12 protein-coding genes are annotated in these 13058 nt (G+C 34.6%); 5 read left to right on the top strand and 7 right to left on the bottom strand.

Annotation, left to right across the window (positions count from 1 at the left end; translation table 11 throughout):
- Nucleotides 1–389: 389 nt before the first annotated feature.
- From trpB to ACKI42_RS04970, 7 genes are all read right to left on the bottom strand, one after another.
- Entirely contained in the window at nt 390–1577 is a 1188-nt protein-coding gene (trpB, locus tag ACKI42_RS05000) for a tryptophan synthase subunit beta (RefSeq protein WP_407403082.1), read from the bottom strand.
- 48 nt (nt 1578–1625) lie between these two features.
- Nucleotides 1626–2273 carry a phosphoribosylanthranilate isomerase gene (locus ACKI42_RS04995; protein WP_407403080.1) on the bottom strand — a complete coding sequence of 216 codons (648 nt, stop codon included), beginning with the start codon at nt 2271–2273 and terminating at the stop codon, nt 1626–1628.
- A 10-nt stretch (nt 2274–2283) separates the two neighbouring features.
- Nucleotides 2284–2658 carry a VOC family protein gene (locus tag ACKI42_RS04990; protein WP_407403078.1) on the bottom strand — a complete coding sequence of 125 codons (375 nt, stop codon included), beginning with the start codon at nt 2656–2658 and terminating at the stop codon, nt 2284–2286.
- A gap of 2 nt (nt 2659–2660) precedes the next feature.
- The gene (gene trpC / locus ACKI42_RS04985) at nt 2661–3437 is read right to left on the bottom strand and encodes an indole-3-glycerol phosphate synthase TrpC (protein ID WP_407403076.1); all 777 of its coding nucleotides are present in this window, start codon (nt 3435–3437) and stop codon (nt 2661–2663) included.
- A 161-nt stretch (nt 3438–3598) separates the two neighbouring features.
- Complete coding sequence (trpD, locus tag ACKI42_RS04980; protein WP_407403074.1) at nt 3599–4585, bottom strand: anthranilate phosphoribosyltransferase; 987 nt, start codon at nt 4583–4585, stop codon at nt 3599–3601.
- A 21-nt stretch (nt 4586–4606) separates the two neighbouring features.
- Nucleotides 4607–5203, bottom strand: a complete 597-nt coding sequence (locus ACKI42_RS04975; protein WP_407403072.1) for an anthranilate synthase component II — start codon at nt 5201–5203, stop codon at nt 4607–4609.
- Nucleotides 5204–5215: 12 nt separating this feature from the next.
- Nucleotides 5216–6634, bottom strand: coding sequence for an anthranilate synthase component I family protein (locus ACKI42_RS04970; protein ID WP_407403070.1), 1419 nt, complete (start codon nt 6632–6634; stop codon nt 5216–5218).
- Between the two features lie 437 nt (nt 6635–7071).
- Between ACKI42_RS04970 and ACKI42_RS04965 the strand changes: the two genes are divergently transcribed.
- The 5 genes from ACKI42_RS04965 to gyrB all read left to right on the top strand — a co-directional run bounded on the left by ACKI42_RS04965 (nt 7072) and on the right by gyrB (nt 12808).
- Nucleotides 7072–7281 (top strand): hypothetical protein, encoded by a 210-nt coding sequence (locus ACKI42_RS04965; RefSeq protein WP_407403068.1) that lies wholly within the window; start codon nt 7072–7074, stop codon nt 7279–7281.
- Nucleotides 7281–7652, top strand: a complete 372-nt coding sequence (locus tag ACKI42_RS04960; protein ID WP_407403066.1) for a c-type cytochrome — start codon at nt 7281–7283, stop codon at nt 7650–7652. Before ACKI42_RS04965 ends, ACKI42_RS04960 begins: the two co-directional genes overlap by 1 nt.
- A gap of 5 nt (nt 7653–7657) precedes the next feature.
- Complete coding sequence (rlmF, locus tag ACKI42_RS04955; RefSeq protein ID WP_407403064.1) at nt 7658–8584, top strand: 23S rRNA (adenine(1618)-N(6))-methyltransferase RlmF; 927 nt, start codon at nt 7658–7660, stop codon at nt 8582–8584.
- Between the two features lie 258 nt (nt 8585–8842).
- Complete coding sequence (lysS, locus tag ACKI42_RS04950; RefSeq protein ID WP_407403062.1) at nt 8843–10540, top strand: lysine--tRNA ligase; 1698 nt, start codon at nt 8843–8845, stop codon at nt 10538–10540.
- A 333-nt stretch (nt 10541–10873) separates the two neighbouring features.
- On the top strand, nt 10874–12808 hold the full coding sequence (gene gyrB, locus ACKI42_RS04945) for a DNA topoisomerase (ATP-hydrolyzing) subunit B (RefSeq protein ID WP_407403060.1): 1935 nt from the start codon (nt 10874–10876) through the stop codon (nt 12806–12808).
- The last annotated feature ends 250 nt before the right edge of the window (nt 12809–13058 follow it).

Below are 13058 nucleotides of genomic sequence, written 5' to 3'. Positions count from 1 at the left end.
TTTGTCATTTCGACATTAGGAGAAATCTTTTGTTCTTGAGATTCCTCATTTCTCTTTGCTGCATTCGAAAAGACAATTCGAGTGTCCAACTTTATTTTTACATTTAGTCATTTCGACATTAGGAGAAATCTTTTGTTCTTGAGGTTTCTCATTTCACTTTGCTTCATTCGAAAAGATAATCCGAGTGTTCAACTTCATTTTTATAATTTGTCATTTTGATCTAAGAAATCTTTACTAATTTTACTTTAATATAAATGACAAACAGTACTTTTGAATGTGAAATAGGCGACCCGACTTGAGCGGAACTCCTTTATTTTAGTAAGCAGAGCGGAGCCAAAGCTTACTAAAATAAAGAGTGGGAGCGGAAGACGGATGATGTCGCTCAAATACTAGTAATTATCGAGATGCTTCAAGTAGGTTTCCATGTCTTTGTCACCTCGTCCGGAAAGACAAATCACGACAACATCCTCCTTTTCGAACTTTTTCTTATCCAAAACTGCCAATGCGTGAGCACTTTCTAATGCGGGAATAATGCCTTCGGTTTTGGTAAGATCGAATGCAGATTGCAAAGCTTCATCATCATTAATACTAAAAAATTCGGCTTTTTTTTCGGCAAACAAATGGGTATGCATCGGTCCAATTCCTGGATAATCTAAGCCTGCAGAAATGGAATGTGGCTCGATAACTTGTCCGTCTTCGGTCTGCATAATAAGGCTTTGAGAGCCGTGCAGAATCCCCAAAGTTCCAAGAAAAGTAGTGGCTGCAGATTTGCCAGAATCTATACCCAAACCGCCTGCTTCTGCTACGATTAATTTTACATATTGATCATTCAAAAAATGGTAGAAGGTGCCTGCTGCATTGCTTCCTCCACCCACACATGCGATGAGATAATCGGGGTTTTTGCGACCTAATTTTTGATTCAATTGTTCCTTAATCTCCTTGGAAATAACACTTTGAAAACGCGCCACCAAATCGGGAAAAGGATGAGGTCCAACCACGCTTCCAATAATATAATGAGTATTTGTAGCGTTGTTGATCCAATCTCTTAATGCTTCATTTACGGCATCTTTCAAGGTTTTAGAACCAGACGTTGCAGGAACTACTTTTGCGCCCAACATTTTCATTCGAGCTACATTGGGTGCTTGTCGATCAATATCAATTTCGCCCATATACACGATACATTCTAAGCCCAAAAGTGCGCAAGCCGTCGCCGTCGCCACACCGTGTTGCCCCGCGCCAGTTTCTGCAATGATTCTTTTTTTACCCAATTTCTTCGCCAGCAAAGCTTGTCCCAAAGCATTATTAATTTTGTGAGCGCCTGTATGATTAAGGTCTTCTCTTTTTAAGTAGATTTGCGCGCCATATTTTTCACTTAGGCTTTTTGCAAAATAAAGTGGAGTAGCACGACCTACATAGTTGGTAAGCAAATCTTGATATTCGGTTTCAAATTCTTCAGATTCTATGATTTGTATGTATTTCTGCTGAAGTTCTTCTACGTTTGGATAAAGCATTTCTGGGATAAAAGCACCTCCGAAATCACCATAATATCCGTCTTTATCTGGATTTTGAAAATTCATATTTTATTGTATTAATGTATGATGTAAAATGAATTAAAATTGAATCTACTATCTTAAATGTTCTGTAGTCAGTAGAAATTCTTTTATTTTTTCTAAATTTTTATTTCCTGGATTTTTTTCAAATTTTGAATTGATATCTAAAGCAAATGGTTTCTGGCTCAGATTTTCAATTTCATTGGCGTTTTCATTTGAAATTCCACCACTCAAAAAATAAGGAATGGGAATATTTAGTTTGTTTAAAATATTCCAATCGAATGATTTTCCTGTGCCACCAAACGCCGCTGAATCGGTATCAAATAATAAAAAATTGACGATTGACGATTGTTGGTTGATGGTTTTTTGCAATTCTTCCACAGTTTGATTTCCTATTCTAACCACTTTTATAATTCCTATTTTATCACTTAATTTTTCCCTTAAATGATAAATAAAAGTATGGGTTTCATCTCCGTGCAATTGAATGAAATTAAGTTGCGCCTTCTCTGCAATTTCTAAGATATTTTCTACACTTTCGTTAACGAATACGCCCATTTTTGATTGACTGTCGATTTGTGAAATTTCCTCTAAACTCAGATGAGTAAGAACAAAACGCGGAGATTTTGGGTAAAATATAAAACCAAGAAAATCGATATTCAAATCAATCAATTGTTGAATTTGGTTGAGGTGAGTGAGACCGCAAACTTTTATTTTTTGATTCATCGAGTTGTCTTTAATGAATAATTTTTGAAATTATTATCCCAAATCCATCTGGATCTGAAATTTTAATGCCATTTTCTTTCCAATACGGATTTTTCGAAACTTCTATTTTAACGGAATGTAATTGAATATTTGCCATAATTTGTTTAAATTCTGAATTGCTTTCAGGATAAAATACCAAAAGATCATCTTCGTCAAATATTTGATTTGCTAATTCATCTGATTTTGTAAATTCTAAATGCCAATCTGCATCCTTTTTACCTAAAAATAATCCATCATATCCGTCATGATTTTCAAAACTTCCCAAAATATCAAAATCCAAGATTTTTGTGTAAAATGTTTCTAATTTTTCTAAATTTGAAGTGTGTCTAGCGTATCTAAATTTCATGTCTATTGAATTTTATTGGTGAAATCTCCAAATTTCTCTCCTGGATTTTGGTCTTTCATAAAATATTCGCCCATTAGAAAACCATCAAAACCTTTATTCTTTAAGTACAAAAAATCTTCTTCACTATAAATTCCGCTTTCTGCAACGGTAAGAATATCTTTCGGAAGTTGATTTTTGAGTGCAACAGAGTGTTCCAAATCCACTTTGAAATCTTTTAGATTTCTATTGTTAATGCCTACCAAATCAATGTTTTTGTTGATGTGTATTAATTCTTCTTCAGTATGAATTTCTAACAAAACTTCTAGATCTAACTGATGTGCCAACTCTGTGAATTCTAAAACTTGAGAAGGAGACAAACAAACAGCTATCAGTAAAACAACATCTGCGCCTAAAGATTTGGCTTCGTAGAACTGATATTCGTCTATCATAAAATCTTTTCTAAGAATAGGAATCTGAATGTGATTTCTAACTTCTACAATATCATTAAAGCTTCCACCAAAAAAGTGAGAGTCTGTAAGGATAGAAACTGCACTCGCTCCATATTTTTCATATTGAGAAACGATTTCTAAAGAAGTAAATGTATCATTAATAATGCCTTTACTTGGTGATTTTCGTTTAAATTCTGCAATAATGCCAGATTTGGTTTTTAAAGTTTCGTTTAGAGAATAAGATTTTCTACCATAAAACTGAGAATTTTTCAGCTCGGCAATTGATTTTTGCGATTTTGCGTTGGCTACTTCTTGTTTTTTTCTTTCGATAATAGTTTCTAATATATTCATGATTGGTGTTTTTTTTCTGTTCTTGGTTTATTTTCTAATGATAACTAACTTGCGACCCAGCTTGAGCGGAACTCCTTTTTTTTTGGAAGCTGAGCGGAGCCGCTCAGCTTCCAAAAAAAAAGAGTGGGAGCGGAAGATGGAAATTTGTCGCTATAAAAATGTTATTTGATAAGATTCTGCAAACATGCCAATGCTTTTTTGCTTTCTAAACTTTCTTTTGCCAAGTAAAAACATTGCTGATAATCTCCGAATTTATGCGTGTGATGAAGCGCAACTGCAGCGTTTGCCAAAACAACTGAATTTTGAGAATCTGTACCTTTTCCTTCTAAAATGTTTCTGAAAATCTGCGCCGATTCTTGCGGTGTATTGCCACCTTGTATAGATTCTGGAAGTATGGCATTGAAACCCAAATCTTGTGTAGTGAAGATTTCTTCTGTGTTTTTGGTAATAATTTTGGTGTCAGATGTCAAACTAATCTCATCGTAACCATCCAAACCATGAACAATAGCAAAATCGCGTTGGTCTTGTTGAAGCAAATACTGATAAATCCTAGCAATTTCTAAATTGTAAACACCAATAATGGAAAATTGAGGTTTTGAAGGATTAACGAGTGGTCCCAACAAATTGAAAAATGTACGCAAACCCAAAGATTTCCTTAGCTCGCCCACAGATTGCAAAGCAGGATGGAATAAAGGCGCGTGAATAAAACAAAGATTGGCTTTTTCTAAATCTCTCGACAAGTCTTCTGAATTATTTTTGAATTGATAACCCAATTCTTCCATCACATTAGATGAACCTGTAATTGTTGATGCTCCGTAATTACCATGTTTAGTTACTTTTTGTCCAGCGCCAGCGATAATAAAACTCGCTAGGGTGGAAATATTAATGGTATTTTTGCCATCGCCACCCGTACCCACGATATCTAGCGCATCATTGCAATCTAGATTTACGGGCAAAGCCATTCTAAGAAGTGCCTGTCGGAAACCCTCAAGCTCTTCTAATGTAATATTACGCATCAGGAAAACAGTGATAAATGCCGTAACTTCAGCCGTATTGAATTTATTTTGAGCAATCTCTGTAAGGATAGATTGAGCTTCAGATCTAGACAACGTATTTTGGTTGAAAAGGTATTGCAAAATTTCTTTCATAATAATAGTATTTGGATGAAATTAGGAAAGGATAAAATTTCGGATAATAGTTTCTCCATCGGGCGTAAGAATGCTTTCTGGATGAAACTGAACTGCATGTACATCATAAGTTTTATGCTGTAAAGCCATAATCATCTCTTGATTGTCCACAGCCGTAATTTCTAAATCTGAAGGAAAATCTTCTGTATTGACCACCCAAGAATGGTATCTGCCAACTTCTATCTCTTTAGGCAGATTTTGGAAAAGCTTTGCATCTACTTTTAATGTTGTAGAAGGTGTTGCTACGCCATGATATATTTCGGATAAATTGATTAAACTTCCACCGAAAGCTTCTGCAATGGCTTGTTGACCCAAACAAACTCCCAAAATACTTTTAGTAGGCGCAAATTTTTTGATGACGTCTAATAAAATGCCTGCTTCCTCTGGAATTCCTGGGCCGGGAGAAAGGATTATTTTATCATATTTTTCTATTTCTTCTAAAGTAATTTGGTCATTGCGAAAAACATCTACTGGATGTTTTACAATTTTTTCAATCATTTGAACCAAATTGTAGGTGAAGCTATCGTAATTATCAAAAACCAAGATCTTAGAATTTGATGGTTCTATATTATTGTTCATGTTGTTTAAATTTTAATTGATGGTTTCAGCTTTTTCGACTGCTTTTTTCAAGGCATTCAGCTTGTTGTTTACTTCTTCCAATTCGTTTTGAGGAATAGATTTTGCCACCAATCCCGCACCAGCTTGGTAAAATAGAGTGTTGTTTTTACTTAGAAATGTACGGATCATAATGGCTTGGTTGCAGTTGCCATTCAGACCAACCATGCCAATACAACCACCATAGAAACCTCTAGAATCTTTTTCGAACTCGTTGATGAGTTGCAGAGCTCTATGTTTTGGCGCTCCGCTAAGCGTTCCTTGTGGGAAAGTAGTCGCCACCATTTCGTAACGATTTGTATTTTCTGGCAAATCTGCTGTCACCTCGCTTACCATATGGATAACGTGAGAAAACAGTTGGATTTCTTTCAGTTTTGTTACGGTAATGTTTTTACCCAATTTTCCCAAATCATTTCTTGCTAAATCTACCAACATCGTGTGTTCTGCATTTTCTTTAGCATCATTTTTAAGATTTTCTATGGATTGCAAATCTTCCTCGAAATTTCCCGTTCGTTTGAATGTTCCCGCAATTGGATGAATAATGGCTTTTTTATCTTTAATTATCAATTGGCTTTCTGGGCTTGATCCGAAAAGTTTGTAATTTCCATAATCGAAGAAAAATAAATAAGGTGAAGGATTGATATTTCTTAAAGCACGATACACATTGAATTCGTCACCTTTGAATTTTTGCTGAAACCTGCGGCTTAGAACCAATTGAAATACATCGCCTCTCATGCAGTGCTTTTGCACCGTGTCTACCAAATTTAGATACTCTTCATCTGTAAGGTTAGAAGTTTCTTCTTGGATCTTTTCGAAAGGATAAACAACTGAATTTTTATTTTTAATTAAATTTTCCAGTGTATAAACCTCAGATTTCAAACCTTGAATATGATTTTCAATCAAATACATCTCGTCGTTATAATGATTAATCGCTATCACATATTGGTATAATCTGTATCTTAAAATTGGAATTTCTATTTCTTTACTTTGAGGTTTTAAGGTGACATTTTCAAAAAACTGGACCGCTTCAAAACTCGTATACCCAAATAAACTTTGCGCTGTTTCTTCAATAGGAGATTTAGGTGTTTCACAATCGAAGATATTGGAAAAATTCTGTAAAAGTTCGGTTACTTTTTCTTTGCCTAAAGCTATTTTCTGAGGATTTTGGTTGGGAAGTTTTATTTCGTATTCCTCCGTGTTTTTTATTTCTATTCCAGCAATCGCATTAATGGCTATGAAGGAGAAATTATTATCTATATTTTTTACATCAGAGCTTTCGAGCAAGATGGTATCGCGAAATTTATCTCTTATTTGAAGATAGATATTCATCGGAGTTTGTAGATCACCCAAAGATTTTCGGGAGGTTGTTTTTACAGGTATTTTATGATTTTCCATAAGGTGTTATTTTACAATTGGGCACAAAAAAAGACTTCAACGAAATCGTCAAAGTCTTATATATTTTCTATAATATTCTAGTCGTAATTTTAACAACAAGACAATAGCATCAGACCCGACGAAGAGTTTGATTGCCACCACCAAAAGTTGTTACTTGTATTAAACATAGGGCAAATGTATATCTTTTTTTTCATGTAGATATATTATTTTAGATCTTTTTTAAATTAATTTTAATATGAAAAATCAAGCTACTGTAGCTTATAAGACGTTTTATTCTCTGAAATCAATAGTTATTCACAAATTTTAGATATAATTATGTTTCAATTTAAGTTCGAATTTTACTTTCATATCAAAATTTAAAAAACACGAATTAAAAAAGACCTAAAATCTCTTTTTTAAAACTTTATTTTTATAATTTTGCATCAAATTAGAAAACAATGAAAAAAGTATTAGCAATCGCATTTATAGGAAGTCTTTTTGTAGTTAACTGTTCAAAAAAAGTTGAGCATTCTTTACAAGATACAAATATTATGTTAGAAGAGCCAGCTGCATCTGCAATAGTAGATACAACAGCTAAAAATACACCGGCTCCTGCTGCAAATCCAGCACCAGCACCAGTAGTAGCAGACTCTACAGCCACTAAATAATGAGAAAAATAATTTTAACAGGAATAATCAGTTTACTGATTTTTTCCTGTTCTAAAAAAGAGCAAGCAGTAGAACAATCTTCACCTATAGCAGATGTTTCTACACCCGTTCCTACACCCGTAACTGGAGAAAGTTTGATTGAAAAATCAGATTGTGTAGGTTGCCACAACGCTACCGAAAAAATGATTGGTCCTTCTTATCAAGAAATTGCCAAAAAATATCCCAATACGCCAGAGAACGTATCTGCACTTGCAGACAAAATTATTGGTGGCAATAGGGATGTTTGGGGAAGTGTACAAATGCCTTCGCACAGTACTATGAGTAGAGAAGATGCAATGCTCATTGCAACTTCTATCCTGAGCAACAATTAAAATTAATGTATACCGAGAAACCCAATCTGCACCCCAGAAATGTGCATCGTCAGTCGTATGATTTTGCCTCACTTATCGCCTGTGTGCCAGAATTGGAATCTTATGTTTTCATTAACGATTATCAGACTCAAACCATTAATTTTAGTATTCCAGAAGCCGTAAAATTGCTCAATAAAGCATTATTAAAGCAACATTACGGAATCAATTTCTGGGATATTCCAAAAGAAAATCTTTGCCCGCCTATTCCGGGACGAGCAGATTATATCCATTATATTGCCGATTTATTATCAGAAACTCACAATTCGAATTCCAAAACAAATAAGATAAAAGGTTTGGATATTGGTGTTGGCGCCAATCTTATTTATCCCTTGCTTGCTACAAAAATTTATAATTGGCAAATGTTTGGTTCGGATATCTCGAAAGAGTCTTTAGAAAATGCCCAAAATATTATAGAGAACAATAAATTAGAAGAATCTATACAGCTTAAACTTCAAGCTAATCAGGATTTTATATTCAGAAATATCATAGGGAAGCAAGATCGTTTTACGTTTACGATGTGCAATCCTCCTTTCCACGATTCTGAAGAAAGTGCAAACCAAGGGAATATTAGAAAAACAAAAAATCTTAAACTTTCAAAAAATCATACGCAAAACCTCAATTTTGGAGGAAAACAGAACGAATTGTGGTGCGAAGGAGGCGATTTCGCATTTATCACAAAGATGATTTTTGAGAGCGTACATTTTTCCCATCAAGTGCTGTGGTTCACTTGTTTAGTTTCCAAAAAAGAAAATCTATATAAACTTACGAAGCTTCTCAAAAAAGTAAAAACGCTAGATTTCAAAACTGTAGAAATGGCGCAAGGGCAGAAGGTAAGTCGCTTTATTGCATGGACTTTTGTTCCTCAATCTCAGCACAAAGATTGGCAATCTTAATATAATAACAATATTCTTTATGGCGGCAATTTCCGTCTTCCGCTCCCACTCTTATTTGTAGGCATCGACTCCGCTCAGCCTCCATATAAGGAGTTTCGCTCAAGCCGGGCCGCAGTATTACGCTGATTTAAAACCTTTTTTATAGTCAAAATTTAGTTCGTATAAAATATTTTATCAATCTTCTTTATATTTCTGAAAAAGTAATTGACCATCAATTGAAAAATCACTAATTTTGCATGTTATTTTTAAAAAAATATAATGCAATTATCAGAACAAGAAATCGTAAGACGAGAAAAGCTGAATAAGCTTGTTGAAATGGGAATAAACGCTTTCCCAGCAGAAGAATATACAATTACAGATTCTACAGAATCTATAAAGAAGAATTTTTCTGAAAGTAAACAGGTGAAAATCGCAGGGAGATTGATGTCTCGCAGAATTCAGGGGAAAGCTTCTTTTGCTGAGTTGCAAGATTCTGCAGGTAAAATTCAAGTGTACTTCAACAGGGACGAAATCTGTACTGGAGAAGACAAAACTTTATACAATGAGGTGTATAAGCACCTTTTAGATATTGGAGATATCATTGGTATCGAAGGAGAATTATTCACGACTCAAGTAGGTGAAATGACGGTTTTAGTAAAGAACTTTACTTTATTAACTAAAGCACTACGCCCACTTCCTCAGGCAAAAACTGACGAAAACGGAGTAGTACATGACGCCTTTAATGATCCAGAAATGAGATACAGACAGCGTTATGTGGATCTTACTGTGAATCCTCAAGTAAAAGAAATTTTCGTGAAGAGAACAAAATTGTTCACTGCAATGAGAAATTTCTTCAACGCAGCAGATTATTTTGAAGTCGAAACTCCAATTTTGCAATCTATTCCTGGTGGTGCAGCAGCAAGACCGTTCATCACTCATCATAACGCATTAGATATTCCTTTGTATTTAAGAATTGCCAACGAATTGTATCTTAAAAGATTGATCGTAGGTGGATTCGATGGTGTGTACGAGTTTTCTAAAAACTTTCGTAACGAAGGGATGGATAGAACACACAATCCAGAATTTACAGCAATGGAAATCTATGTTGCTTATAAGGATTACAATTGGATGATGGACTTCACTGAGAAACTATTAGAGCATTGTGCAACACAAGTTAATGGAACGTCAGAATCAACTTTTGGTGAGCACACGATCAATTGGAAAGCACCATATCCAAGAGTTTCTATGACAGAAGCTATTCTTAAATTTACAGGATTTGATATTACCGGGAAATCTGAACAAGAATTATTCGATTTTGCTAAATCTATTGGTATCGACGTGAACGAAACGATGGGTAAAGGGAAGTTAATCGATGAGATTTTCGGCGAAAAGTGTGAAGGTAACTTTATCCAGCCAACTTTTATCACAGATTATCCTATAGAGATGTCTCCACTTACCAAAAAACACAGAAGCAAAGAAGGTCTTACAGAGCGTTTCGAGCTTATGGTTTGTGGTAAAGAGATTGCAAATGCTTATTCTGAGTTGAATGATCCTATCGACCAAAGAGAGCGTTTTGAAGAGCAATTGAAGCTTGCTGAGAAGGGTGATGATGAAGCAGGACAATTCATAGATGAAGATTTCCTAAGAGCATTAGAATATGGTATGCCACCAACTTCTGGTTTAGGTATCGGGATGGATAGATTAATTATGTTCCTTACCAATAATGCTTCTATCCAAGAAGTATTGTTCTTCCCTCAGATGAGACCAGAAAAAGCAGTTCCGCAGATAGAATTGGGTGATGATGAAAAACTTATCTTAGACATCTTGAAGTCTGGCGAGCAGATGCCTATGCTAGAAGTAAAAGATAAAACTAAATTTTCTGGAAAAAAATGGGATAAAGCATCTAAGACTTTAACTAAAAATAATCTTCTGAAAGCAGAAAAAATAGAAGATATAGTGTACTTTAAATTAGCATAAACTGCTATAAAATGATAAGTATAGAAAAGCGAACTTTAAGTTCGCTTTTTTTAGTATTTAATAAAAATACTTTACATAGTTTTACGACATCAAACACACACATGATAAAAGAGAAGTATTCATTGCAGGTTTCCCAAAGCCTGCATTTTTATTTACACAATTTATCCAATTACCATAAAATCTTTTCTTAAAAATTTACTCTATTTAAAATTACGTTATCTCTATTAAAATAGGAGAAATTTAACAACTTTTTTGCGCTTAATTAACTTTCATAAGTCGAAAAAAATCACGATATTTGTATGTATTTGCATTACGCAAAAATTATTAATTTATATGAGTCAAAAACAATATACAGCAAGTAGCATCCAGGCATTAGAAGGCATGGAACACGTACGATTAAGACCATCTATGTACATTGGTGATGTAGGAGTTAGAGGTCTTCATCATTTGGTTTATGAAGTAGTAGATAACTCTATTGATGAAGCTCTAGCGGGCTATTGTGACACCATTAAGGTGACCATTCATGAAGGAGAAAGTATTTCCGTAAAAGATAATGGTAGAGGTATTCCTGTAGATTTTCACGAAAAAGAACAAAAATCTGCATTAGAGGTTGTAATGACCAAGATTGGTGCGGGTGGTAAGTTTGATAAAGATTCTTACAAAGTATCTGGAGGTCTGCATGGTGTAGGGGTTTCTTGTGTGAATGCTCTATCAACTTTATTGGTGGCTACTGTAAGCCGTGACGGAAAATTATACCAACAAAAATATTCTGAAGGTAAAGCGTTAGCTGATGTTGAGGAAATTGGTACTACTGCAGAAAGAGGAACTGAAGTATTCTTTCAGCCAGATGGTACTATCTTCCAAGAACTTATATACAATTATGATACACTAGCTTCAAGACTTCGAGAACTTTCTTTCTTGAATAAAGGAATTACGATAACTCTAATTGACGAAAGAACTCCTAATGAAGATGGAACTTTCCCAACTGAAGTTTTCCATTCTGAAGGTGGATTGAAGGAGTTTGTAGAGTTTATTGATGGAAGTAGAGAATCTATAATGGAGCATGTAATTTTCATGGAAGGTGATAGAGACGACATTCCTGTGGAGGTGGCAATGCGTTATAATACATCATTTAACGAGAATTTACATTCCTATGTTAATAATATCAACACCCATGAAGGAGGAACGCATTTAGCAGGTTTTAGACGTGCGCTTACAAGAACACTAAAGAAATATGCTGATGATTTGGGGATTCCTCAGAAAGAAAAAGTAGAAATAACGGGTGATGACTTCCGTGAAGGTCTTACTGCTGTAATTTCAGTAAAAGTAATGGAACCTCAGTTCGAAGGTCAAACTAAGACCAAATTGGGTAACTCTGAGGTTTCTGGTGCAGTAGATAAAATTGTTGGGGAGATGCTTACTAATTTCTTGGAAGAACACCCTAATGAAGCTAAAATCATTGTACAAAAAGTCGTTTTAGCGGCAAAAGCAAGACAAGCTGCAAAGAAAGCTCGTGAGATGGTACAAAGAAAATCTCCAATGGGAGGTTCTGGCTTACCAGGGAAACTTTCAGATTGTTCTTCTAAAGATCCTTCTGTGTCAGAATTATTCCTTGTGGAGGGAGATTCGGCAGGTGGTACTGCAAAACAAGGTAGAGATAGACACTTCCAAGCGATTTTGCCTTTGAGAGGTAAAATATTAAATGTGGAAAAATCTATGTTGCACAAGGTGTATGATAACGAAGAAATTAAAAACATTTATACAGCACTTGGTGTATCGGTAGGTACAGAAGAAGATAGTAAAGCCTTGAATATGGCTAAACTTAGATATCACAAAATTGTTATTATGACCGATGCTGATATCGATGGTTCACACATTTCAACGCTTATTCTTACGTTCTTTTTTAGATTTATGAAAGAACTTATTGAGAATGGCTATATCTATATCGCACAACCTCCTTTGTATCTATTGAAAAAAGGTAATAAAAAAGTATACGCTTATAACGAAAAAGAACGTGAAGAGTTTACTTTGGAAATGGCTCCAGATGGAAAAGGTGTGGAAGTGCAGCGTTATAAAGGTCTTGGGGAAATGAATCCTGAGCAACTTTGGGAAACAACCCTAAATCCTGAACATAGAATCTTGAAACAGGTAACTATTGACAATTTGGTAGATGCAGATAATGTTTTTTCTATGCTAATGGGTGATGATGTTCCACCAAGAAGAGAATTTATTGAGAAGAATGCTAAATATGCGAAGATTGATGTTTAAACATCAGTAATTCAATACTATATAAAGCTCCAATATTTGGAGCTTTATTTTTTTTCTCTATGTTTTGAATTATATTGTTAATTATTGTTAAATGATTATCAATAATTGCTTATTTTAGGAAAAAAATCTAATGACGAAAATACTGTGTATAACTGCCCTTGCTATGGCATCTATATATTATGCTCAAATTTATTCTGTTTCTACAATCCCAGAGAATCTAAAAAAGAATGCTAATGCCGTAATAAGAAAA

The sequence above is a fragment of the Chryseobacterium sp. genome (assembly GCF_045629545.1).
Classification (GTDB): domain Bacteria; phylum Bacteroidota; class Bacteroidia; order Flavobacteriales; family Weeksellaceae; genus Chryseobacterium.
This window is presented reverse-complemented; position numbering and strand designations above follow the sequence as displayed.